Here is a 26,225-nt window from a genome sequence, read left to right as displayed (position 1 = left end):
CGCAAATTGGTACTGTTATTTTTGTGACGTAGGTAGTGTGTTAATCAGATTTTGTGTGTTGTGGCGCACACTATTAGTGCGTTTTTTGAAATTGTTATGAGTATTAAGGGTGTGAAATTATGAGACTAAATTTGTCTTTATGTTTCCTTGTATTTCCTTGTATTTCCTTGTGCCTCCTGACTTGTCTTGGGTTTTATTTTTAAAAAACAATAACTTAACTTGTTGCTCTATCGGTGATTGCTTTGTTTCAATGAGGCTTTTTAGGTTTTTCTGTGTGCTTGCTTTCATACTTCAGATAGGGGTGGTTTAGTTTTTACTAGGGGTGTGTGAGGGCGGTTTAGACAAAAATTTTTCTAGTTTCAGATGAAAACTCTAAATTTAATTTCTGTCGTTTCCATTCGTTATAGGTGTTTTTCTGTAGGGTTTATCATACAAATTTGACGGTAGTACATAGTTCACATTAAAATAGTGATTTTGTGACATTCACACTTCGTTTGATTTTATGAAAATTGATAACTGTCACGGTTTACAAAGCAGGCACCACAGTATGAATGGCAACAAATCAACCCTAAGCTGTTGATACCAAACAAAATAACACGCAACACCTCACGCCCTATCTTGTTCAGAAAACTGAAACTAAATATTTCAAATGTACCTCTAAGATAAAGATCACAGTTTTATGGATAAAAACATATAAGAATAAAATAATACAAATGTGAGGTATCTAATGAAAAAATCGTTTTTGGCGGCTATTGTGCTGTCAGCATTCATTTTTGGTGCTAGTGCAAGCAGCATCGACCCATCAATGATCGAAGATCGTGGGCTAGACACACAAAGCTACTTAGCAGACTGGGACAAACCTGTAATTACATCAGATAGCATTGCTGCTGGCGATGCCGTTAAGTTGAAGCAACAACTGCTCAACTTAAAAGACGGTGATGAGCTGGTGATTCCATCTGGTAAATATGAGGATATGGGCCAATTTGAGATAACGGCAAGCAATGTCACGATTCGAGCTCAAGAGCCAGGAACAACTTGGTTTACAGGTTCGATTCAGATAATCCTTCGCGGAAATGATATTACTCTGGATGGCGTCGTATTTACTGAAGGTGGGCCAGCCGAACGCATGGGTGGAATCATATTCCGTGGGGATAACAATAAACTAGTGAACTCAACGCTCTACTACTTCATTCATGGGTTTGACTACCAACCGGATGAACGTCGTACTGAGTACCCTAAAGTACTGTGGATTGCGATGTACGGTAAGAACAATCAGCTGATCGATAACACTTTCGAAGGCAAGCACAAGCGTGGCACTCTAATCGGCGTGCAAAAAGCTTCGAGTGACGAAACCGCGGATAAGCACCTCATTAAGGGGAACTTGTTCTACAACCAGCAGCATAACCAATTCAATGAGTTTGATAACTCTGATGCCATTCGTTACAACTCAAACTCTTGGGAAGCTATCCGCCTAGGTGATTCAAAAAGCTCTATTTTCCCTTCAGAGACGACCATTGAGGGTAACTTGTTCTTACAAATGGACGGCGAAACTGAACTTGTCTCACTTAAGTCCGGTGGCAACACCGTCAGAGGAAATACCATCATTGATAGTTCGTCTATGATTTCACTTCGCCACGGTATTAACAACACAGTTGAAGATAATGTGATTCTAGGCAACAACAAAGACCGTAGTGGTGGTATTCGTCTATACGATGCCGGGCATAACATTCGCAATAACTACATTGAACGAGTGATGGGAACCGGAGACGTTCGTGGTGGTATCGCAATCAACACGGGGATTACCGATGTTCTGAAAGGGGAAAAGCTGGATAACGATGTGAAAGGTAAAGAGCTGAACAAGCAAGCCACTCCTTACCAAGTAAACATTGAGAGCAACACTATTATTGACTCTCGCCAAAACTTCTTATACTCAGACAAACGCCACCGTGTAAGCCTATATGACAACTCTCAAGTCACCACGGTTTATGCTGGCACTGACGTAACATTCAAGAACAACATCTCATACGCACAAGCATCAGGCACACTAGCTCTAAAAGCTAACGATTCTGTTGCCGCACTGGTCAACCCAACGTACGACAATAATCTGTACATGGGTACTATCGAAGGTACAGAGTTGCCATCGAAAGGCACAGTAAATGATGACCCTAAGTTTAAAGTTGCAGAGAATGGTCTTCTTGAAGCGACTAACTTTGACGGTGGTGCACGTGGCCTGACGGTTTTATCAATTAATGATACTGGTGCTTCTTACCGCATTAGTGAATAATTAGCCACAATGCTGAGGTTTCTTATCAAACCTCAGCATTGATTGAACCGCTCAATAGACATTCCTTTACCCGCATCAACTGCTCTTAAACCAATATTTAGACACCTTTAAACCAGCGAAAGGGTAACAGTCACAGTAATAGTCAAAGAGCCAATTGACCAACTATTCATGAGATACCATTTCATAGGTCCTATTCCAATAGCTTGCTGAACTCGTCCCTACATAACTCTATAAAGAGAACTTGCAACAGTGAGCTTATTTAAGATTACCTACTCCCGAAGAATAGCAGCTTAAAGTAACACTCATTTGAATACTAAATCCAACCCGTCACCTATATCACGTAACAATTAGTTATTTAAACTGCCTTTATTTTTATAATGGGAGTAAATCCTATTTTACGTGTGGTATGGTTCCTACAAACTGGCGGCCCCAAATTAAGTCTATTATCTCGCAACACTACCCTATTTTTAATGTAGCCGTTAAAATTTTCCTCGCATTGTTTTCAGCTCGTGATTAAGCTACAAAAACAATAAACCAGAATAGTAACTCTACCCTTCTTTAACTCAAACATCTCAGTTGCGATATTTCTAAAACCCCTCCCCTTTTCTTGATAAGTTGTATGACAAGAAGACATTGTGACTCGAATAGCGTATAGACGAAAAATCCCAATCAGTACCTGACTGATTGGGATTCCACTCTTACTAGTCTTTGAATTTGGCGTTAAGCCAAGTATGGGTTAAAACAGTTCTGAATCAAGGTCATCAAAGTAAGAGTATGTACCTGTAGAACTATTGTCACCGTTGTAGAGAGCAAATAAAGTCGGTGCTCCGGTTCTGTTCTCTGCTTTTAGACCTGTGTACTCAGTGCCATCAACCTTAACAGTTACATCACCCGCTGAGTCCCAAGAGATTTCAACGTCTACCCATGTGTCTTTAGTGTATGGATGCAAAGCTGTTAAGCTACCCGTCTCATCTCTAAATCTGACGTCAGATGAACCAAATGCGAACTCAGTAAAACGCTCACCTGATGATGCGCTAGTAGAGTTACCCAAGTATAGGTAAGTTGACTTCACATAACCGTCTGCAGGGATATAGACCGAAGTTGAAACAGAGCCACTTTCTGCCGCACCGTTAGAAAATTCACGTGAAACAACCCCTTTTGTTTCTGTACTAAAATCACTGATGTAAAGAGACTTAGTACCCGATTTAGCTACGTCATCGCTGATCTTCGCTTCTACTGTGTCCCCATCAACACCGGAAGATACAGTGTAAGCTGGATTTGCAACGTCGATTTGTGTACCTACAGTGTAAGACTCAAAATCATCCGTTACCTCACCAGGCTCTCCGCCTTCATCTCCCACAACTTTTACGACAGCTTGGTTGGTATTGCTGTTGTAGTACGACGCATTGACAAGGTCATAACCCGCACCATACTTTTCGAAGTCGTCTTCGAACACCACAACATATTCATCTAACTCATTTTTGGCATAAATTGTTAAGTTGTCGCCAAGCAGCTCATAGTGAGTGGTATTACTGTTATCGCCGAGCTTAATATCAATGGTTGTAACGCCATTAGAAGGGTCTTTTACTGGGAACGAGTCAGCGTACTGAACACCATTGATAGAGAATGAGAACTCATCGATTTCCCATGACATTTCAAGTTGAAGTGTCTCACCAAGTTCAAACTCCCCGTCTATAGTTTGAACTGTACCATCTCCGTCACGGTAACGAATAGACCCTTCATCTAACACGACTTCACCGTTAAGGTAAGAGTTTGAAGCACTCTCAGTGAACAAAGAAACGTAACCCCAGTTACCACCTGTATCATCAGGCTGCTCAGTATCTTCATCAACTTGATAAACTAAGTCGAGTGTGATTTTACCAGACTCAATAACCGTCAGATCGGTTGCTTCAGAAAACTTAACTCGTAAACGACCGGTAGAGCTTCCTTCAGGGTTAGTATTGAGGATTTGTACAAAGCCGTTGTACCCAGCCCCATCGTTAGCTGCTGTTACAGCATCTTTTACCGTTTCATCTTCTGAGTGATCTTCTGCTGACAAGTCACCGTGATTGGAATCAGTATCTGTGATAGTTAGAACACCGTCCTCAACCGTGTAAGAGCCAGTAACTTCCTCAAAGTTTTCTAAGTCATTTGGATCTGGGTAATAGTTAAATGTAATCGTACCCTTTTCAATATCTTCCTCAAACTCAGAAGCATAAATAGTGTAGGTACCAGGGTTAGAGCTATCGCTATAGTATCTTTGAGTAGAACCATCAAAAATATAGATTTTTGGTAGCTCATCACCACTGAACATCGCAGGCGTACCTGCCGCATTAATCTCCCAGTATCCACCTTTTAGACGTGATTCTGGTGTTTCAGGTGGTGGTGTTTCACCCCCACCATCATTATCAGAGCTCGCACCATAGTTACAACCAGTTAACAGGCCAGCAGAAAGTGCAACCGCAAATGCGATTTTAGTTGCTTGCATTGTATAAACATCCTTATATTTTATTTATAGAGTACATTGACTAATTAAATATTATTGTAATACAAGTATTATAATCAACGCCCTATCCTTGATATAATGATACTTATCACGATTAACTATTGATTTAAAAGAAATAATGATAATGCGGTCACAGGTTTACTTCGCAGCCTTTCAGAATAAAATATATCTAACTTTACATACAAATAAAGCGATAAAGAGCGAGGCTTATGTTCCTATTTGAATATGTAAGTAGTAGAGATATAACTCGCTTAAAAGACTCAATTTTACATCTTCTTAGCTATCATTCAGACATACAAAAAATAAAGGGAACGAAACCTTTCCCTTATTATCACTGCAATATACTGAGTCTATGATTGCCCTAAACCCATTTAAATTGGGTCATAGCTACACTTTAAAGCGACCAATCGCCTCATCAACACTGCTATTGAGAACTAACACTTGCTCCGATTCATCCACTTGAGTCTGACTTAATGCGTTCAAATTCGTGACAAGATCATTGATCTTATGAATGTTCACATTGATGCTCTGAATCACCGTGTTCTGCTCTGTCGCTGAATTATAAATTTCGCCGTTAAACTGGCTTATTGTTTCAATCTGCGTATCCAGTGTTTGCAGCATCTCAACCGCTTTATCCACTTCAGAGCGGGTATTTTCACAATGTGTTTTGGTCTCTTCGATTGAAGTCACCAACCCACCAGATTTATCCATCAGTTTAACCAAAGCCGATTCGATCTCTGATGTACTCACCTGCGTACGATTTGCGAGTGCGCGTACCTCATCGGCCACAACTGCAAAGCCGCGTCCATGTTCACCCGCTCTAGCCGCTTCAATAGAAGCATTCAGTGCCAGTAAATTGGTCTGTTCAGCAATGCTACCAATCACACTTACGATCGACTGAATACTGTGGGTTTCATTCGCCATTTCGTTAATATTGTCGAAGGTAATACCAACCTGCTGCTCAAGATCGACAATATGTTGCTGAGTCATCGAGTTAATTTGTTTCGCTTGGTCACTCAGCGCTATCGCTGATTGAGCTGCTTCAGCCGCGGAATCTGTGTGTTTTTCGACAACCAGAGATGACTGTGACAACTCATCAATCGCCGTAACAATTTGGGTCGTTTCGCTGGTGTGCACATTGAGAACGCTATGCGCTTCTTTACAACTGTCTTCAATACTATGCGTTTTATCACCAAGACGAGCGGTAGAAGTAGAGACTTCGATCAACATGTTCTGTAGGCCATCGATAAAGCGATTGATCCCTTTTGCAATATCCGCAAGATCATCACTTCCTTTCACTGAAAGCCTTTGCGTCAAGTCTCCGTTTCCTGCTGAAAGCTCTGAGACAAGCGCTTTAAGCGAAACAATTGGTCTATAGATACGATGTAAAACCAGTACGATGGCGATTGCAGTTAGAAGCAATGCAACAATGATTGTCATAACCGACTGTTTTGTTGCTTGGCCCAACTCAATGAGTGCAATGGACTTATCGACAAATACAATCATTTCCCAAGTCGTCTGACGACCAAGCTCAATAGGCATGGACGTGACCAAACGATCACTATCGTCAACGTAATAGTCAACAAACGTGCCCGTTGATACTTTTAGGTCTCTTAGAACAGATTCAGAGATACGTGATTGAGATGAAACGCTGTCTAAAGTAGAGGCTACCACCATCCCTTGACTATCAACGACGATCGCCCGCGCATCGCCAATTGCCTCTAATTCGAGTAACTTATCATGTACATCATCAAAACGGATGTCAGCCATGATCACACCATCTCGAAGTGCATACATAACGCCAATCATGGGTATCTGATCTGACTTAGTGAAAAATACGTCACTCAGAGATAGTCCACCATTAGACTTTGCATTACTGTACCAAGGGCGAGTTGTCGGGTCATATAAACTCTTGATGCCCACACCATTTGGGAAAGACTCAGATGGTCTTGAAGTAAACGAAGAACCATCATCGAAGCCAACGACAACCTTATCTATACCTCCTAAAGACTGTGCTAAATAGACAAGATGTTCACCTCTTATCTCTTCAGCTTCCCCACCATGATACTGTTTAGCCAGCGCATTTACCGTATCGATAGTTCTTTGAACCGTTGACTCAAGTTCGTCAACCTCTTTTGCCAAAGAGTGATTGATGTCACTCAAGATCTTCTGATTAACTTGTTCACTCAATTGATTGTGAGACAAATAGCCTACCAATGACAACGACAACATCGTCGTCACGATAGCAGCGATAATGATTTTAGATTTAAATCCTAGCTTAGAAATATCCATACGAGCTAGAACTCCTTTTTAAGTGTATTTTTAGCCTCGAGGCGATTTAATTAAATATTATTGTAATACAAGGGTTATAATCAACGCCCTATTCTTGATAGAATGATACTTATCACGCTTAACTATTGATTTAAAAAAAATAATGATAATGCGGTCACAGGTTTACTTCGCAGCCTTTCAGAATAAAATATATCTAACTTTACATACAAATAAAGCGATAAAGAGCGAGGCTTATGTTCCTATTTGAATAGCTATGTTCCATTTAACTGTTGCTGAAGACTTAACATTTTGTTTTCGTTAAGTTCTTCTGTAGCATCCATGTATCGATGCCAACTAAGGTAATGATCTAAGTATTTTGTCGCCACTCCATGGAATCGTCTCATCCAACCCTTTAAGCGGCTGTGGTAAGCGTTAACATTCTGAATGTGAAATACTTTATCGATTACCTTAATTCCTGCTGATACGTTAAGCCTCTTATGGATCAAGTCATTACGTAGAGATATAGCGACATACGGTTTCAGTCCATCGGTGCACTGAACACTATCTTTTTGCAGCTTTCCTTTCAATTCGTTGGCTAAAGCCTCTTCTGACACATCAGGTAGAATCGCTTCAAAGGTATGTTTACCTCGATCTCGAACTGTTAGTACTGGAACCCAGTCTTCTTTAGAGCGACCGCGTTTAGATGCTTTCATTCCCCGCTTTCTGGGTTTTCGTGTCAATGTCCTTGAGCCTTTCTCTGAATAGGGGAGCAGCGTTTCATCGGCTTCGATAATGCCTTCAAGCCCTGATGCGTTCAGGGTTGTAGGTAGTTCCAAAAATCGGTGTCGCAATCGGAATGAGGTCTTGAGATTAATACCGCACTCTCTGGCACTGACACGAAGTACTTTGCTCTCCAGCATGCATTTCATGTAATGACCCCATTGTTCTTTGTAATAAAGACGTGCCAACGGTGTTCCCGTTGTTGCCATAAAGGTTTTCAAACAGTTCTTACAGCGATACCGCTGCATACCATTTACTTTCCCGTGACGATTTATCAGAGAGCTATAGCAGTGAGGGCATTCAGGATTATCAACAAGTCGTTGCTCTAAGTCCCTGATGATATGGGAGCTTGGGTCTGTCCCTTTGAGTAACATCTCAACATGGGTAGATTGGCTGTCGGTTAGTTCACCCAGTTGGATGACTAGTTTACGAAAGTGAGCTTGGAGCATAAACATTCCCTCCAGTTGCCGCTTACTTTAAGTACAGCAATAACTGAAGGGAACATAGCGATCAGAAAAACAACAACACTGGACAACAATCATTACTCAGCAACAGGAAAGTGATCTTTCCATTCCACACTTTTGCAAAGAGCACGATATCAATTACGCCACTGTTCACTATTGGTTAAAAAAGCTTAAACAAACCGACGATGAACAAGTAGCCCACCAAGTGGTCATGAATGATCACCCATCTTTCAGTGGGAAAATGGTTGTCGCGCACTTGCCTAACGGACTCCGAGCAGAGCTGCCAACGTCACTTTCATCGGTTCAGATTCAAACATGGCTTAAGGCGCTGCAATGATCCCAAGTGGCGCTGTCTATTTTGTCTCAGGTATTACCGACATGAGAAAGTCGATTGATGGCCTCTCTCATTGTGGCAGATGTGCTAGAAATGGATCCATTGAATCGCGCATGGTTCATCTTCTGCAACCTAGGGCGAGATAAAATCAAAATCCTGTTCTGGGATACCAATGGTTTTTGGCTCTATTACCGCCGCTTAGAAAAAGGTCGCTTCAAGTGGCCAAGGCCAACGGCGTCTGGTCATATCCACATCTCTACCCGACAACTCAACTGGCTACTCTCTGGGTTAAAACTTGAAAACCCGCAAGCGCATCAACCTTTATATGGGCGAGAAGTGTGAGCTAGAATGTTGATCATCATATTGGGCTTGAATGATCCTTTTTCGCTGTCAAACTAGGTGAAATGTTGAATTAAGAGCCCTAACATGACCGAACTTCATGGTGATGTAGAACAACTCAAAACGATGCTGCTTAAGCTTCAGGAAGAGAACTGCGCTCTTAAAAAGTCCGTCGATACTCAAGCAGAAGAAGTCGTTGAGTTAGAAAAAACACTGCACCAATTTTAAATGATGTGTTTAAAATATTTTTTAGTCACATTAAATGTAAAATATCGTCTGTAAACAATGGGTAAGTCACACATTTACATGCCAATTGCTACATGAAAATCTGACCAGTATCGGCTTTTTTATTATCAGAATAAAAAAGTCTCAAGAATGCCAAGGATAGAAGGTATACTGTAGTCATATAGTCATACATAAAATAGATAAACCAAGGATTTTCATGTCTTCTAGTTTTTCCGTCATAGCCGGTTCCAAACGTAGTCTGCATGTTCAAGTTGCCCGTGAAATTGCTCGTCGCATTCTTTCTGGCCAACTTGAGCAAGGACAAGTAATCCCTGGTGAAATGAGCCTCTGTGAACAATTTGGCATTAGCCGTACTGCACTTCGTGAAGCGGTGAAATTACTGACTTCAAAAGGCTTACTTGAATCTAAGCCCAAGATTGGCACAAAAGTACTTGACCGTACTAATTGGAATTTCTTAGACCCTCAATTACTTGATTGGATGGATGGATTGCAAAACTCCGAAGTCTTCTTCCACCAATTTCTTGGCCTACGTAAAGCAATTGAACCCGAAGCCTGTGCCCTTGCAGCACGACATGCCACGGCAGAACAACGTATCGAGTTATCTGAAACATTTCAGCAGATGTCTGAAATTGCTGAAAGCTTCGATAAGAGCCGTTGGGCTGAAGTTGATATGCGCTTCCACCGCCTGATCTTCCTGTCTACAGGCAATGACTTCTACCTACCATTTGGTAATGTATTGGCAACCATTTTCATGAGTTTCATTCACCACTCGTCGAAAGATGGTGGCGTTTGTATTAATGAACACAGAGCCATTTACGATGCAATCATGGCTGGCAATGCTGATAAAGCACGTCAGGCATCGCAACAACTCCTACAAGAGGAAAAGCACCGCTTACCTTCTGAAGTTGCGAAAGAAGAAACAGTTTAAATTATTTAAACCTGTTAAAAAGGCGCTGAATTTATCATTCAGCGCCTTTTTCATTTTATTCAACTAATAATCACAAAGACTATTCTGCCAAGTCCAATTCATTATGGATTAACACTACGCACTGGGATGCAAAGAGCATTTTAGGACCTAAACTTATCTTCTCGGCCCCCAAACGCTTTAAACTGTTATAGCTTTTCTTAGGCATCGGCATATGATCTGTCAGTAAGAAACAAGAATTTGCAGCGAATTCAATATCTCGAATTGAATCTCCCTTCTTGTCCATCATATAGAGCTGATAGTCTTCGGCGAGTTCTTTTACCAATGCTTCGAAACTAATCGTACGAATACTTATACCCGGCTCAACATTCAGTTCTTGTTCCTTACCCATGAACTTAGAAGCATCAAGTGCTTTGGTTATCTTGTCAAACCACGCTTGTTCGTGAAAGCCATTAATTTCAGTAAGTTCATTAGCACTAAAACGGATAGTTCTCGAATAATCTTTCGTGCTTTCTAATACCAAATAGACTTCGACATCACTTCGATGTGACTGCGCAACAAAGATTGTATTCATCAATGTGTGGGCCAAAATTTCAGTGTGAGCACTTTGGCCAACGCCAGCAAGAAACGCTTCACTCTCTGTTGGAGCTGATCTTGCTCTTAATACAAACGCACGCATAGATAAAATTCCCAAACTTTTATTCATAAAATCGTGCGTGATTATCCCAGCTTTACCAAAGGATGTAACGGGATTAATGAGTTCTGCAATAGGAAAGCTTTGCTATGGCCATATTACGAATAAAAAAAAGCCTGGAAGACCAGGCATTTTAATTATAGATAGTTGATAACTATCTTTTCACACAGATTCGTTTCAATTAAAGTGCCCACTTACAATAACTTCAATGGTTAATTCTTCGCTCATTGGCTCCACAACAGCAAGAATGACCAACAATAGCTATTAATAGCAAAGCACATTAACGATTGTTTAAAAGCGTGAATGAGTGTCACTTTTGATTGATGAATCCATTATACAACCACACCACTTGTATTACAATAATGCAAATTGAATTATAAGAGCTAATGGAATAAGAATCATACACAAAACTATGTCTGCGCTTCCGCTATTTTAGGGCGATGCTTCAAACCAAAGCCCGATAGAAGAATCAAACCACCAATGAGCACAAATGCCCCTCTGTCAAGCATCTCATTCGGTAGCAATGCCATTATCATAACAGCGATACCAAGCCCTTTTGTTAGCCACCCAAGGTAGGTGCCTTGACGATAATCAACACTTGCTTGCTCTGCAGCCTGGATTGGCGTATTCATATTTTCACACAACTGATTCAATTCATTTAGGCGATGTTTATCCACTCCTTCTTCTTTATAAAAAAGAGCTGTCGCCACAAAGAACCCACCAGTAATAATGACCTGTGCCAGCACAGCAACAACGACAGTAAGATCAACGATTTCTCGAGTAGTAAAGCTTTCTGCATCAAATAGCGGCAAGAGCCAATTTGGATCAAATGCAAATTGCATAAAGCACGAAACGGTCAAACCAACCAATAGTGTCGCCCAACCAGACCAATCGGGGGTTCGTGTGACAACAACGGCCAATAAAGCTGGAATAGCTAAAGGAATTTGAAGCAGTGCACCAAACAGCATCATCAAATCAAAAAAGCTATATTCCTGCATTGATGCAAAAAATAACGCCGCTAAAACCGCCAGTACACCATTGAGCACCGTACTTAACTTGCCAACAAACATCTGCTGCTGATCTGTCGCCTGTGGATTGATCACCGATTGATAAACATTTCGCACAAAGATTCCGGCGTTTCGATTTAACGCTGTTGTTAACGGAGCAATAGTGGCTGCTATCATCGCCGCTAGTACCAAGCCTAATACGCCAGCGGGCATATAATGTTCGATAAAATATAAATAAGCAGCGTTATTTGCATCATTACCTAAATTTGGATAAATCGTTGATAAGTCTACCCCTGTAGTGGCAGTGACCCAAGGCGGAATAAACCACATCACAGGCCCGATAACAAATAGAATGCCCGTTACAAATGCGGCTTTGCGTGCTTCCTTTTCATTAATAGTCACTAGGAATCGGTAGCAAGACATTGCGTTATTGGTACTGATAGTCTGCTTGGTCATAATAATTACAATCCACAACAGAAAAATCTGCCAGTAACTTATATTATTCCCCATGATGCTCTCTGCAGGGAAATCACTGGCTAACTGAATAGGCCCTCCTGCAGAGAACAGAGCATAAGCACCAACAATCAAGGTGATAGACATTAATAAGATAAGCTGAATAACGTTGGTTGCCGATACCGTCCACGAACCACCACTGACGGATATTAGCGTAACAATTACCCCTACCCCGATAATCGTTACTTTAAGGTCAATACTAAATACAGCTGCGACGAAAATAGCTAGGCCATTTAACCAAATTGCAGCTGAAAGTGTCGTTAGCGGAAATTGAAGCCAAGTGTATATTTGTTCTGAGGCTTTACCAAACCGTAAGCGGATCACCTCCATGGCAGTGTCGACTCGTAACTTCCGGTATCGAGCAGCAAAAAACCATGCCGCGACAAAGAACCCGATGGCATTTCCCCAAAAAATAAATAACACCGGCAACCCATCTTCAAACGCTTTTGCTGCTGCGCCAGTAAACGTCCAAGCCGAAAATTGGGTCATAAACGCTGTCGCGCCAGCCATCCACCACATCATTGCACCTCCCCCACGGATAAATCCGGAAGAGGTGCGAGAAAAGCGTTTAAAAATTAAAGCTGCTATTAAGATAAAAACAAAGTATCCAGATACAACCAACAAATCTAAGGTTTGCATAATTCTCCATTACTTTCCAAAAATCAGAAACGCAAAAAGCCGGGCTAAACCCGGCTTATTTATTTTCAATCAATTACAGTTGTGCGTATGGGCCATCCCATGTGAAGGTTTCACCTTCAAACGTCACACTGTGTGCTTCCTTCTGTTTTCCACCGGTTTGGTTAGAAACCGCATAAGTCAGTACCTGACCATCAACCAGTTTCAAGCGAACAACTGAAGCAACATCATCCATACCAACCACTTCAACACTCGTCACTTTACCGCGAGCATCAACCGATGCCTCAACAGCTTCGTTAAAGTAACCGTGTGTTTCTAGCACATTGGCAAACAGGTGAGATTTTGCTTTCTGGCGAAGTACGAACATTGGCTCAGAACGTAGATTAAAGTCAGGATCATTCGCACCAAGACGGCCGAAGATCACTTCACCATTATCACCCGCTGAGCTAACAAGGCTGTAGTAGCTGTTGTCATGCAACCAGCTAACCAGCGTGCTGCTAGAAACTTCACCCTGTGCAACTTGCCAGATATGCTGGTAACCATCGCTGTCGCCCATCGGCTTCAAGCTAGCGTTGCCTTGGTATTCGAAGTCGGTACGGATGATCTGACCTTTGTGGTGAACAGGGAAGTCATACTCATGCTCGTCTTCAGTGATCAATCGGTATAGGTCGATAACCAGTGGGTTCTCGATACCGTCCACTTTCGCCAACAATACGCTGCGCTGCATATCAACACCCGCGTAGTATTCACGTACGATGCCGCTCATCCCCTGAAAATCTTCATTGTCAGTTTTGAAGAAATGCAGCTCGCCGTTACGCGATTCAGCCATTGCAGTGTTGAACTCGTTTTGAGTCTTACGATCAACAACCACGGTATTGTGCGCAATAGTCTGCTTACAGTAGCTCTTGTTCTCAGGAATGTAACGACCACCAAACTTAGGCTCGATGTTCACCCAACGGCCAAAGCCGTAGTCGTGAAGCGTTTCATGGCCTTTGTTGAATACGCTTAGATGCAAGCCATCGTAGTGGCCGTGATCTAGCGCAGAGTGGTACTGGTGATCAGAGCCGTGTTGACCAAACCATAGCAGTGCCATGGTGTCTTCATTTTTGCTATCACGGTGACGCAGGATAGTCAGGCCACCCTTGTCGCCATCAGGACCGTCAGTTACAAATAAGCTACCCCAGTTGAATGCAGGAATAGACGCTTCTTTCGCTACCGCGTCAGACAATTTCTTGCCAGAGATATGTACCCACACGTCTTGCTGGTGAGCAGCCATCGCCAATAGGTTCGCATCTTCTTCGTAACGGCCAAAACACGCACTGGTACTAATCAATACGCCTTCATCATTGATGTCCATCGTTTTTGACGAGTCGTTCAACGCAGGTAGCGTACCATCAGGGAATGCCGTCGACATAACCGAATAGCTCGTTGTTTTAATTACACCGTCTTTATGTGCAAAAATACCCACTTCCGGTTGACGACGCTCAATTGTCTCGGCGAACAATTGAATTGGGCGTAAAGAGAAACGGTGGTAATAAGGGCCTTCCATGTAGTAGCCATCTGGCGAGAACAGCTGAGAAAGCTGAGCTAGGAAGCCACCGCTTACGCTATCGCCTTTCAAACCATAAAGTGCTTTATCGACGATGTCTTGGTTTTGAATTGCATAGCCACAGATACCCACACCAGCGACAGCCCATAAACCATGGTTGTGAATGATATCGAAATCGTGGGCGTAAGTGTCTACAAACATATCAGCCATGATCTGGAACAGATCATTTTCGATCAAGCGACGCTCATCGTCAGATAGTGTGTGATGAATACAGCTGTATGCACATGATGAATATAGCATCCACATGTTTTCATTCAGTGTTTGGTGAAAGATACGGCCTGGGTGGTTACTATCAAGGCTAACGTTCAACTCAAGTTTTGGGTACACTTCAGCGTACGCAACTAGCATGTTACGAATATAATCACGGTACGCTTGGTTTTCTGTGATCAAAAATAAACGACCAGCAATGTCCATGTGAATATAGTTTTGCTTATGGCGATTATGCTCATAGCCTCCACCTTCACCATGTCCAGGTACTTCAATACCAGCTGTTGCCATGTACGTTTCTAATAATTCAATATCACGAGCAAGTGCTTTGCCCATTAGTGTATCTTTACCAAGATCTTCACGAAGAATCGCAGCTTCATCAAAGCTAATTAATAGAGGTTGGTATGTCATTATTTCGTCTCCTGCTTAACAGCGAGGAATCCTTTCCAGCTATAAGTTATGTGGTTAATTTCAATTTGGTGTTCAGTCGTCTCTGTAACATCCGGTAAATTGCTGACCATCACTGTCAAACAAATACTTTCGCCAGTAATCTGAACCACTGAACCAATCTCGTTGTGACCAATCACTTCAATGTTATGAAGCTTACCGCGAGCATCTACTGACGCTTCAACGGCTTCGTTGAAATAGCCATGCGTTTCTAATGCAGAAGCAAAAAGTATGTCTTTGCCTGTTGTACGCATAAGAAAACTTGTTTCATGGCGTAAATTGAATTGCGGATCATTTGCACCCGTTTGAGTAAAAATCACTTCGCTGTCGGTAGTTGCGCTTGTACCAAGCCATGTGTAGTAGCTGTTACCCTGTAGCCAGCTAATCAGTGCACTATCTTGTATTTCGCCGCGAGCAAGGTTCCATAGGTGCTGGTAACCGTAATTATCGCCAAGTGGATGCAGCTCAGTATTCGTTTTATAGTCAAAATTGGTACGTATGATCTGACCTTGGTACTGGTGCGAATAATCATATTGATGTGCTTTATCGCTGGTTAAGCGATAAAGATCGATAAGCAATGGGTTTTCTAGTGAGTCAGTTTTTAGCATCATCACAGTACGCTGCATATCCGTATCAGGGTAATGATCATTAGCAAACGCACTCATCGCCTGTAGTTCTACACCTTCGCCAATAAAGAAATGTGGCGCCCCGTGTGCACTATCAGCACGATCCACCTCAAAATTATTCTGGCATTGCTCGTCAACCGTAACTGCGTTGTGGTTGATAGTTTGGCGTGCGTAGGTCTTGTTTTCATCAAGGTAACGGCCGCCAAATTTAGGTTCTATATTTACCCATCGAGCAAAGCCATACTCGCGTAGTACTTCTTGGCCACGGTTAAAAAACGTAATACCCAAAGTATCAAAGTGGCCATGCCCCATCCCATGCTGGCCATAGTTCATCACCAGCTGGCTTATGTCTTTGTCTTTACCTTGCATTCGTAAAAAGCCTTGAGCACCGCAGTCCCCTTGAGCACCTTCATTCAATTCAACACTCGGCCAAAATGGAAGCTCTACATTTTCTTCAGCTTGGTGAGAGCGAGATAACTCAAGACCACAGGCGTTCAACCATACTTGTTGCTGAATATCAGCCATACCAAGCACGTTTTTATCGAAACCGTAGCGCTTAAAGTACATGCTTGCAGCAACCACCACACCCATATCGGTTATACCCATAGTGTGCGATGAATCATTAAGCGCTGGAAACTGGCCATTTGGGTACGCTGTTGACAGCAAAGCTTGAGTTGTTTGCTTAATGACCTGCCCTTTATAGTTATAAATATCTAACTCTGGCATGTGGCGGTGAAGTACTTCAGCAAAAACCGCTAATGGACGAATAGCAAAACGGTGGTAATAAGGCCCTTCTATATAGTAGCCAGAAGGCGAAAATAGCTGTGATATTTGAGCTAAAAAGCCACGAGACTCACCATCACCATTTAACCCAAATACTGACATATCAAGGTACTTACGTTCACCAATTGCTATGGCGCAAATACCAACAGCAGCCACAGCCCAAATACCATGATTATGGATACGGTCAAAGTCGTGGTCATATTTAACTGTCGACATTTCAAGCATCGGTTTAAATAAATTATCGATAATGTGACGACGTTCTGTCTCAGATAGCCAATCGCTAATACAGGAATAACCTAAACTTGCATACATGAGCCACATATGTTCATTCAGAAGCTGGTGAAAAATACGACCTGGTGGATTGGTATTACGCTGAATATGGAAACCAAACTTCAGATACTTGTCTGCGTACTCTGTAAGAAGAGAAGCCGCAAACTTTGCATATTTCTCATCTTCGGTGATCAAGAACAAACGACCAGCTAAGTTTATGTATTGGTAATTTTGCTTATGTTTATTGTGCTCATAACCTCCAGCTTCACCGTGCCCAGGGACATCTATCGGCATTAGCATATAAGCATCAAGTTCTGCCTGTAGCTTCGCGATAGTTTTCCCTATCAATGACGAACTACCAATTTCTTTTTGTAAATCAGTTAGTTCGTCATGAGTAAATAAAACTGGCTGTGTTGTTGTGTTCATATTGACCTCAGGTTAGAGATACTACCGACCTCATCGATTGATATAAAATAATACAAATACATAAAGACTTCATCTTCATATCGATAAAACAAGACATAAGTCACAAATTTAAAGTCGAATAACAACCACAAGAAACAGAACAACTTATTTTTTTAAAATCAACACCTTAAACAACAACCAGCATCTGTGAAGCACGAAGATATAGAAAAATAAACATGACGACCATCACGAAACAAGAAGCCTTGTATTACAATATAACTTTTCGAGGCATAAAATACGCCCAGTTCGATAACTTAAGGCTGAAAAAAAAATGACCATTGATACTTTTGTAGTACTGGCCTATTTCCTATTTCTAATCGCAATTGGTTGGATGTTTAGAAAATTTACCACCAATACCAGTGATTACTTTAGGGGGGGCGGTAAGATGCTGTGGTGGATGGTTGGTGCCACTGCATTTATGACGCAATTTTCAGCATGGACGTTTACTGGTGCAGCAGGGAAAGCATTTACAGATGGATTTGCAGTCGTCATCTTGTTCTTAGCGAACGCATTTGGTTATTTACTTAACTATCTGTATTTTGCACCGAAATTCCGACAATTACGTGTAGTAACAGCAATTGATGCTATTCGTATGCGTTTTGGTAAAACCACTGAGCAATGGTTCACTTGGGCAAGTATGCCTGATAGCTTGATTTCGGCGGGTGTTTGGTTGAACGGTCTGGCTATTTTTGTAGCTGCTGTTTTCAACATTCCAATGGAAACAACGATTATCTTTACTGGCATCGTACTGATGGGCATGGCTGTAACAGGTGGTTCATGGGCTGTTATCGCATCTGACTTCATGCAGATGTTGGTAATTATGGCTGTAACCATTACTTGTGCAATTGCTGCCTACTTCCACGGTGGTGGTATTACTAACATTGTTGATAACTTCCAAGGTGATTTCTTGGTTGGTAACAACATGAATTACATTAGTATTTTCATTCTTTGGGTTGTTTTCATCTTCATCAAACAATTTGGTGTAATGAACAACAGTATCAATGCTTACCGTTATCTTGCAGCTAAAGACAGTGAGAACGCACGTAAAGCGGCAGGTCTTGCTTGTATCCTAATGGTTGTTGGCCCAATTATTTGGTTCCTACCACCTTGGTATGTTAGTGCATTCATGCCTGATTTTGCAGCACAGTACGCATCAATGGGTGACAAAGCCGGTGATGCTGCTTACCTAGCATTCGTTCAGAACGTTATGCCAGCGGGTATGGTTGGTCTACTAATGTCTGCGATGTTCGCTGCAACCATGTCTTCAATGGATTCAGGCTTGAACCGTAATGCCGGTATTTTTGTTTGTAACTTCTACCAACCAATTTTCCGTCAGAACGCGACACAGAAAGAGCTAGTACTAGTAAGTAAATTAACCACTATCTTGATGGGCTTCATTATCATCTCGATTGGTTTGTATATTAACTCACTACGTCACTTGAGCTTGTTTGATATCGTACTAAACATTGGTGCATTAATTGGCTTCCCAATGCTTATCCCTGTACTACTCGGTATGTGGATTCGTAAAACCCCTGACTGGGCGGGTTGGTCGACACTCATCGTTGGTGGTTTGGTCTCTTACGTATTCGGTATCATGCTAAAAGCACACCATATCGAAGCTCTGTTTGGCCTTGAGCAGCCCCTAACAGGTCGCGAATGGAGTGATTTAGTTGTCGGCTTAAGCTTAGCAGCACACGTTGCCATTACAGGTGGCTTCTTCATCCTAACAACTCTGCTCTACAAAGGCCGAACGGCTGAGCGTGAAGCTGAAGTTAATAAGCTATTCGAAAACTGGAATACCCCACTGGTTGCTAGTGGCGAAGACCAGCAATCACTGGATACTAAACAGCGTTCAATGCTTGGTAATCTAATTACGACTGCAGGCTTTGGTATTCTAGCAATGGCTCTGATTCCAAATGAACCATCAGGCCGATTACTGTTTATTTTGTGTGGATCTATCGTGCTAACAGTAGGCATCTTGCTTGTGAATGCTTCAAGAAAAAAGCCTGAGGCGGCTGCCGAGCTAAGCACCATTTAATCCTAATAACAACAAAGGGAATGACCCTTTGTACCCTACTTATATTTGTAATATTTTAATACTTAATGTTTTTTTGGAGAGTCACACAATGTTTTTCGATATCAACAACACACCATGGGAAGACCTAGGCGACGGTATTAAGCGTAAAATCGTTGGTCACACTGAAGAGCTAATGCTAGTACACCTAAACTTTGATAAAGGCGCTATTGGTCACCCCCATGCTCATGATATTCATGACCAAATTGGCTATGTTGTTGAAGGTAGTTTCGAAGCAGAAATCGACGGTGAGAAGCGTATACTGAAGAAAGGTGATGCTTATATCGCGAAAAAGCTTGCTGTACACGGTGCTGTTGCACTTGAGCAAGATAGCATCCTTCTTGATGCATTCTCTCCTGTTCGTCAGGACTTCTTGAAGTAATTACCCTGTTTACCCTGATGGGAAGGCTGTTCCCCAATAACCTTCCCATCACCTTTCCCGGAGTTAATATGGCCGCGTTTAAAATTGCCATTATTGGTGAGTGCATGATCGAGCTGCAAGAGAAACACTCTCAGCTTAACCGTGCTTTTGGTGGTGACACACTAAATACTGCTGTTTACTTGTCTCGCCTGACCAAGGACAAGGATATCCAGACGACGTACGTCACTGCGCTAGGTACTGACAATTTCAGTGAAGAGATGATGACTGCATGGAATGCAGAAAGCATTGACACTAGCAAGATTATCCGTCTTGCAGACAAGCACCCTGGCTTGTACTACATCGAAACCGATGAAACTGGTGAGCGTAGCTTCCATTACTGGCGAAATGATGCTGCAGCAAAATACCTGTTAGAGCAGCCTCAAAGCCAAGCGCTTCTTAGCGAATTAATGGATTTTGATGCTGTGTACTTAAGTGGTATCAGCCTTGCTATCTTAACAAAAGAAAGTCGTGACCAACTGTTCACTTTCTTAGAAGCATTCAGTGCTAAAGGCGGTAAGGTGTTGTTTGATAACAACTACCGTCCAAAGTTATGGCAAGATAAAGAAGACGCAAAAGCGGCTTACTTACGCATTCTGTCATTAACTGACATTGCCCTTTTAACATTTGACGATGAGCAAATGTTATATGGTGATGAAACAGTTGAAGATTGTATCGCTCGCACACAAGCTGCTGGCGTAAAAGAAATTGCGATCAAACGTGGTAAAGATGCCTGCCTTGTTGTTGAACAAGATTCACACACGTTTGTACCAGCTTTAGTTGCTAAATCTGTTGTTGATACAACAGCAGCTGGTGATTCTTTCAGCGGCGGCTATTTAGCCAAGCGCTTTACTGGTGGATCAGCGACCGAAGCTGCGCATGCTGGACATCAAGTCGCTTCAACGGTTATTCAGTACCAAGGTGCTGTAATTCCCGCTGATGCAATGCCAAACATTTTCGCTTAATCGATATTCTGACCAATATTCAGGAACTATTATGAGTAATCTAAACGACCAACTTGCCGCACTAAAAGTTATTCCAGTTATTGCACTTAACAATGCTGAAGACGCAATTCCTCTAGGCCGAGCGTTAGTTGAAAATGGCATGCCTTGTGCTGAAATCACACTACGTACAGAATGTGCAATCGAAGCGATTCGCATCATGCGTAAAGAGTTCCCTGAGATGCTAATCGGTTCAGGTACCGTACTGACTAACGAGCAAGTTGACGCATCTATCGAAGCGGGTGTTGATTTCATCGTAAGCCCAGGTTTTAACCCACGTACTGTTCAATACTGTATCGACAAAGGTGTTACTATCGTACCAGGTGTTAACAACCCAAGCCTAGTTGAGCAAGCAATGGAAATGGGTCTTCGCACGTTGAAGTTCTTCCCAGCTGAGCCTTCTGGTGGTACTGGCATGCTTAAAGCACTAACAGCCGTTTACCCTGTTAAATTCATGCCTACTGGTGGCGTAAGCTTGAAGAATGTAGATGAATACCTATCTATCCCTTCTGTACTTGCGTGTGGCGGTACTTGGATGGTTCCAACTAACCTTATCGACGAAGGTAAGTGGGACGAACTGGGTAAGCTTGTTCGTGATGCAGTTTCAAAAGTTCAATAACACCCCCAGTTATTGTTTTCCTGATTTAGTCGATCATTTTTGTACTGAGTTGATTAACCTCGTTAAATAGACAACGTACTTTTCTACATTAACAATTTTTTGTCCCAGCCTTGAACTGGGACTTTTTTTATCTTTTTTTCATGTCGTTGGCGAATGAACCGGTCTTAAAATAATAATTGGCACTGGCTCTGGCATCCTATCCATCGTTCGATACAACTCCATATATTGAACACGAATATGCTCTTGTTCAATACTTGCAGGAGTATGCTGAACAGATGTCGCTGTCGGAGTAGAAGCGCAACCAACAGTGAAGAAACAAAGAAAGGCAATTAAAAAGCAGCATCGCATAAGACAAACTCACTTAGCCATCAATCAACAAGCCATAACAACGGTATATTGCTATAGAGCAGTGGCAGGACTATTTGTCTTAAGTGTAATGCATCTTCTCATTGTTAGGATCGAGACGAAGGTGTCTCTAGCTGCTCAGCGTAAGGTCAAAGTGTTTTACATCATAAACTTGGCTAAGTTTTGGCTCTTCCGTACCAAACATTTTCTTCACCATAGCTAAAAACAACTCCCCTGTTGCCACTGCATCAATTAAAGCGCCGTGACACGGGTATTGCGGTAACCCATAACGCTCACGTATAGAAGACAGGCGGTAGTCAACTTCTTCTTTATTATGCATATAAATCGCCATCGACTTTTCTAGCAACAAGGTATCTAACCACAAAACGGGTGGAAAAGTGATGCCGTAACGTGTCTTGACATAATTTTCAATAAAGAACTTCTCAACGGTCAAACCATGCACTAACACAACCTTACCCTGCATCCGTTCAAACAAGGCTTCCATCGCCGTATCTAGGCTTTGCCCTTGTTTGAGCATTTCCGGTGTAATGTGATTGATTATCGCTGTTGTGGCATTTATCCCACTACTGTCTTTTATGTAGGTCTCATGGCTTGTTTCTAAGCTGAGAGCACCGAGGCTGAGCTCTACATAACCAATGCTTAAAATTTGATCGTTATTCGGAGACAGTCCTGTCGTTTCAAAATCAAGCACAAGAAAATCTACGTCGTTTAAACTAAGATCATTATCTACCCAACGAGTATTCGCTAAGGATTCAATGACTGGAGGTAATTCGCCTACCCTTTGCTGCCCTAGCCATTTAACTCTCGCTTTCTCTAAACGATTAAGTGGCTTAAACATTGAAAACATACTTTTCATGAATCAGTTTCCTTACTTTTACAAAAGGTTAAAACTTGCCATAACGCAGCTTTACAGCTTCTTGCAGTTCAGAAACTATCCTAAAGGCATCCTTGAGATGTTTTCGTTCAAAGTTGCCAAACATATCTGGGGAAATATGGTTATTCGGCGTTTCCCCCTTTTTCATTGCATCTAACTGATGGGCATAACGGACACGGGTAATGAATCGATAGGCGCCAATAATGTCCTTGAAACTATCTTCACTTAATTCCCCCTTTTCATAGGCATAACGGAACCGTTCTTCAGTCCCAGTTAACGAGCCCCCTACAGACAAACTATAAATCCTCGCGAGATCGACAATTAAGTTAAGTGCATATTTTTTTATATTTAGCGTATTCGTGTGTGCACCGTTTTTCTCAAGTACAAATTTATTAAAGATCCCCAACGGAGGGTTAGTTGAAGTCGCATCATTCACTAGAATAGTTAAGAATGAACGGTTCTCACCTAGCACTTGATGAAGGTGTTCTTGAAGTTGCTCTGACAGCGCATGTGCGCCATAAATTGATCGTACCTCAAGGAATACACTAATATTCAGCAAGCGCTCATATTCAGGATTTGAAGCCCATTTACGGTAGTATTCTTTCCATACCGATAATGGCTGACACCATTTCCTTACTGAGGCCATATAGTTACCACTACACAAGCTATAGCCACAGGCATCCATCCATTTACACACATCCATCGCTAATAACTGGAAATACATCCGGTCTTCATCGGTTACGTCATCCGATAAAATAATCGCATTGTCTTGATCTGATAACTGATGTATTTCATTTCGCGCATGTGAGCCCGCAACGACCCATGCATACTCACAAGGGGCTTCACCAAGTCGAGCTTCCACTAGCTGAAGGATTCTACGATTAAACGCATCCATAATCATCGACATGACTTGACCAATAATATCTGAACCAACGTTCCCTTCTACGAGGGCTTCAAAGATACCCTGCCGCTCTGGTGTTAGCTCTGCTAATCCATCCAACGAGTTTGTATATTTGATTTTTTCGATCAAAAAGATTGCCTGAACTCTATGTTCTTGCACAAGGTGTGTTGTTGTTAACAAGCCGACAACTTGATCATCTTTCACCACGGGTAAACTACGAACATTATGTCGCATCATCTTTGATGCCGCTTTCATGACCAAATCATCTGGTGCAATAAGCATGGGGTTCAAGGTCATCACATCACGAATCGGTTTATCGGTATTCATACCAAGCGCGAGAACACGCTTGGCAAGATCACGATCAGTAATCACGCCAGTAATCTTACCTTGTTCGGTAACAACAGCCATTGAAGAGCGCTCTTCAACCGTCATGGCATAAGCCACTTTTTGAATCGTCATATCAGCAGAGACTACTGCAACCTTACCGCTAGCAACTTCTGATACTTTCTTGAAAAATAAACCTTTTTCATCATCAGACCACACAACACTCAGTGCTGACTGAATTCTGACTTGTGCTTGAGCGGCAAAGTGTTGAGCATACTCAGGGTAAGATTCCAAAATGATTTTTAGCTTGTGATGTGGCACGAGGTACAGCAAGGTATTTTCCATTGCTGTTGCTACATAAGCCATTTCATCTTGACTGTTTGTGCCCTCTTCTGTTTTGAGAAAGCTGAAACCAAAAATATCTTCTTCGCCTAATTTTGCACGTAGTACCCCATTTGTCTTGCGCTGCTCCATCGAACCCGTTCGGATCAGATACAAGTACGACTCTTCTTGTTCGGTACTAAAATGAATACGTTCACCCTGTGCCATATAGGTGATTTTAATAGAGGCCGCTATTTGGCGCTGACAATCAGAAGGCAACTTATCAAAAGGATCAACGTGAGCAATAAAATCAACGATATTGGGCAACAGGGCTTGGGGCATAGAATTGACATCCAAATAAATAGTTATGAAAGCAGTCTCAACAGAACACTTTATCATTCCTATAATAATACAATTACACACTAACTACTGCATCCAACATTAAAAAGGTCGTCATCAGCGATCTTCATAATCTTACGTTTTTATTATTGGTTGCGCGAGGATACTCTAGTTAAATTAAATAATAACGGTATGTTAACTTTGGCTAAAAATTTGTTCGATTAGAAAATACCGTTAGATACTCAAACAAAGAAACGGTAAATACAAGGGAGGAAATTTAGGAAAGTAATGATAGAAAAATTCATTGACTAAAGCATTAATATTGCAAGGATAAACCTCACTACAGCGTCACTGTATTACCAGCTAAACACCATAGCAAGGTTTTATCGAATTACTTCTCTAGTTTAGTGAAGTAGTCGAAGATTACTGGTACATCGTTTTGGCCTAGGCCTGCATCAACTGCAGCTTGTAGGCTCTTAGAAGTACCTTCAGCGATTAGAGACTCAGTACCTAAGTCTTTAACTAGCTCTAGGAAGTAACCAAGGTCTTTGTTTGCGTTAGCAACAGAGAAACCTAATTTCTCTTCGCCGTCTACTGCGTAGAACTTACAGAACTGCATGAACGGAGAGTTAGAAGGACCCGCTGACATGATGTCAAACAGTTGTTGACCGTCAACACCTGCAAGCTTAGCAACAGCAAAAGCTTGAGACATAGTAGCAACAGTCGTCATACCCATGAAGTTGTTAACAAGCTTAGTAACGTGACCTGAACCTAGTTTACCTAGGAAGAATACGTTTTCGCCTTGATCTTCTAGTAGAGGTTTAACTTTCGCGAAAGTAGCTTCGTCACCAGCAGCCATGATGTTTAGAAGACCATCTTTAGCGTGTGCAGGTGTACGACCTAGAGGAGCATCGATCATACCAGCGCCTTTCTCAGCTAGAGCAGCACCGATTTTGATAGTAGAAGCAGGGATAGATGTACCGAAGTCAATTAAAGTAGAACCTTCTTTAATACCCGCTAGAACACCGTCTTCGCCGTAAACAATCTTTTCAACAACAGCTGAAGTTGTAAGGCAAAACTCAACAACATCAGAAGCCGCAGCTAATTCTTTTGCAGAAGTGAATTGAGTTGCGTTACCACGAGCAAGTACAGCATCAACTGCATCTTGGTTAAGATCCATAACGTTTACTTGGTAGCCACGTGTTTGTAGGTTCTCAACCATGTTGCCGCCCATAAGACCAAGGCCAATAAAACCGATGATAGGCTTTGTCATGTTTAACTCCTAAAATACTATTGTATGATTATATGTTCTGATGATATATGTTTGTTCTCATTTTTGCAATTGCAGAATGACTTAAAATATCACTAGATCTGAATTAATTAATATGCAATTTGAAAGAAGGCCCAAGGAACATCCATAAACAGTAACTAAAACAGTATAACTACCTATTAAATATAGATGGGGAACTTCATCACTTCGCTAAGTGTGTTTGCTCTTACGAGTAGTAAATGGCCATACAAGGGCTCTAGGTCAAATCACCTAGAGCAATCTTTTTAACCAATAGAAGGTTTACTAACCGAT

Annotated in this window: 18 protein-coding genes and 1 pseudogene; 9 read left to right on the top strand and 10 right to left on the bottom strand. The window is 41.9% G+C overall.

Annotated features, from left to right (window positions below; all coding sequences use genetic code 11):
* Nucleotides 1-727 precede the first annotated feature (727 nt).
* Complete coding sequence (locus tag L4D78_RS09340) at nucleotides 728-2,284, top strand: polysaccharide lyase 6 family protein (protein ID WP_428466661.1); 1,557 nt, start codon at nucleotides 728-730, stop codon at nucleotides 2,282-2,284.
* Between the two features lie 736 nt (nucleotides 2,285-3,020).
* Here L4D78_RS09340 and L4D78_RS09335 read toward each other — a convergent pair.
* From L4D78_RS09335 to L4D78_RS09325, 3 genes are all read right to left on the bottom strand, one after another.
* Entirely contained in the window at nucleotides 3,021-4,772 is a 1,752-nt protein-coding gene (locus L4D78_RS09335) for a hypothetical protein (RefSeq protein ID WP_428466660.1), read from the bottom strand.
* 405 nt (nucleotides 4,773-5,177) lie between these two features.
* Nucleotides 5,178-7,082 (bottom strand): methyl-accepting chemotaxis protein, encoded by a 1,905-nt coding sequence (locus tag L4D78_RS09330; RefSeq protein ID WP_428466659.1) that lies wholly within the window; start codon nucleotides 7,080-7,082, stop codon nucleotides 5,178-5,180.
* A gap of 251 nt (nucleotides 7,083-7,333) precedes the next feature.
* Nucleotides 7,334-8,290 carry an IS1595 family transposase gene (locus L4D78_RS09325; protein WP_428466658.1) on the bottom strand — a complete coding sequence of 319 codons (957 nt, stop codon included), beginning with the start codon at nucleotides 8,288-8,290 and terminating at the stop codon, nucleotides 7,334-7,336.
* 76 nt (nucleotides 8,291-8,366) lie between these two features.
* Here L4D78_RS09325 and tnpA point away from each other — a divergent pair.
* The 4 genes and pseudogenes from tnpA to L4D78_RS09305 form a co-directional block, all read left to right on the top strand.
* Nucleotides 8,367-8,642 (top strand): annotated as a pseudogene (tnpA, locus tag L4D78_RS09320) (IS66 family insertion sequence element accessory protein TnpA); the annotation flags it as partial.
* A 57-nt stretch (nucleotides 8,643-8,699) separates the two neighbouring features.
* Nucleotides 8,700-8,981: an IS66 family insertion sequence element accessory protein TnpB gene (gene tnpB / locus L4D78_RS09315; protein WP_428466657.1), complete on the top strand. Its 282-nt coding sequence runs from the start codon at nucleotides 8,700-8,702 to the stop codon at nucleotides 8,979-8,981.
* A gap of 84 nt (nucleotides 8,982-9,065) precedes the next feature.
* A complete protein-coding gene (locus L4D78_RS09310; protein ID WP_428466656.1) occupies nucleotides 9,066-9,206 on the top strand; it encodes a hypothetical protein in 141 nt (46 codons plus the stop codon).
* 214 nt (nucleotides 9,207-9,420) lie between these two features.
* Nucleotides 9,421-10,152, top strand: coding sequence for a FadR/GntR family transcriptional regulator (locus L4D78_RS09305; RefSeq protein WP_428466655.1), 732 nt, complete (start codon nucleotides 9,421-9,423; stop codon nucleotides 10,150-10,152).
* Between the two features lie 79 nt (nucleotides 10,153-10,231).
* Here the strand turns inward: L4D78_RS09305 and trmY are convergent, their stop codons facing one another.
* The 4 genes from trmY to L4D78_RS09285 form a co-directional block, all read right to left on the bottom strand.
* Nucleotides 10,232-10,828, bottom strand: a complete 597-nt coding sequence (gene trmY / locus L4D78_RS09300) for a tRNA (pseudouridine(54)-N(1))-methyltransferase TrmY (protein WP_428460292.1) — start codon at nucleotides 10,826-10,828, stop codon at nucleotides 10,232-10,234.
* A 425-nt stretch (nucleotides 10,829-11,253) separates the two neighbouring features.
* Nucleotides 11,254-13,002, bottom strand: coding sequence for a sodium:solute symporter family transporter (locus tag L4D78_RS09295; protein WP_428466654.1), 1,749 nt, complete (start codon nucleotides 13,000-13,002; stop codon nucleotides 11,254-11,256).
* Nucleotides 13,003-13,075: 73 nt separating this feature from the next.
* Nucleotides 13,076-15,226: a heparinase II/III domain-containing protein gene (locus L4D78_RS09290; protein WP_428466653.1), complete on the bottom strand. Its 2,151-nt coding sequence runs from the start codon at nucleotides 15,224-15,226 to the stop codon at nucleotides 13,076-13,078.
* Entirely contained in the window at nucleotides 15,226-17,367 is a 2,142-nt protein-coding gene (locus L4D78_RS09285) for a heparinase II/III domain-containing protein (protein WP_428466652.1), read from the bottom strand. Before L4D78_RS09285 ends, L4D78_RS09290 begins: the two co-directional genes overlap by 1 nt.
* A gap of 310 nt (nucleotides 17,368-17,677) precedes the next feature.
* Here L4D78_RS09285 and L4D78_RS09280 point away from each other — a divergent pair, with 310 nt between their 5' ends.
* The 4 genes from L4D78_RS09280 (at nucleotide 17,678) to L4D78_RS09265 (ending at nucleotide 21,518) form a co-directional block, all read left to right on the top strand.
* Complete coding sequence (locus L4D78_RS09280) at nucleotides 17,678-19,444, top strand: sodium:solute symporter family transporter (RefSeq protein ID WP_428466651.1); 1,767 nt, start codon at nucleotides 17,678-17,680, stop codon at nucleotides 19,442-19,444.
* A gap of 88 nt (nucleotides 19,445-19,532) precedes the next feature.
* Nucleotides 19,533-19,862, top strand: a complete 330-nt coding sequence (locus L4D78_RS09275; protein WP_428466650.1) for a cupin domain-containing protein — start codon at nucleotides 19,533-19,535, stop codon at nucleotides 19,860-19,862.
* 68 nt (nucleotides 19,863-19,930) lie between these two features.
* Nucleotides 19,931-20,863, top strand: coding sequence for a 2-dehydro-3-deoxygluconokinase (gene kdgK, locus L4D78_RS09270; protein ID WP_428466649.1), 933 nt, complete (start codon nucleotides 19,931-19,933; stop codon nucleotides 20,861-20,863).
* Nucleotides 20,864-20,894: 31 nt separating this feature from the next.
* Nucleotides 20,895-21,518, top strand: coding sequence for a bifunctional 4-hydroxy-2-oxoglutarate aldolase/2-dehydro-3-deoxy-phosphogluconate aldolase (locus L4D78_RS09265; RefSeq protein ID WP_428466648.1), 624 nt, complete (start codon nucleotides 20,895-20,897; stop codon nucleotides 21,516-21,518).
* Nucleotides 21,519-21,993: 475 nt separating this feature from the next.
* On the opposite strand, the gene L4D78_RS09260 is transcribed toward L4D78_RS09265, so the two are convergent.
* From L4D78_RS09260 to L4D78_RS09250, 3 genes are all read right to left on the bottom strand, one after another.
* Nucleotides 21,994-22,740, bottom strand: coding sequence for a 3'-5' exonuclease (locus L4D78_RS09260; RefSeq protein ID WP_428466647.1), 747 nt, complete (start codon nucleotides 22,738-22,740; stop codon nucleotides 21,994-21,996).
* A gap of 28 nt (nucleotides 22,741-22,768) precedes the next feature.
* Nucleotides 22,769-24,646: a putative nucleotidyltransferase substrate binding domain-containing protein gene (locus L4D78_RS09255; protein ID WP_428466646.1), complete on the bottom strand. Its 1,878-nt coding sequence runs from the start codon at nucleotides 24,644-24,646 to the stop codon at nucleotides 22,769-22,771.
* 388 nt (nucleotides 24,647-25,034) lie between these two features.
* On the bottom strand, nucleotides 25,035-25,916 hold the full coding sequence (locus tag L4D78_RS09250) for an NAD(P)-dependent oxidoreductase (RefSeq protein ID WP_428466645.1): 882 nt from the start codon (nucleotides 25,914-25,916) through the stop codon (nucleotides 25,035-25,037).
* Between the last annotated feature and the right edge of the window lie 309 nt (nucleotides 25,917-26,225).

Source organism: Photobacterium minamisatsumaniensis (assembly GCF_050336695.1).
Lineage (GTDB): Bacteria > Pseudomonadota > Gammaproteobacteria > Enterobacterales > Vibrionaceae > Photobacterium > Photobacterium minamisatsumaniensis.
This window is presented reverse-complemented; position numbering and strand designations above follow the sequence as displayed.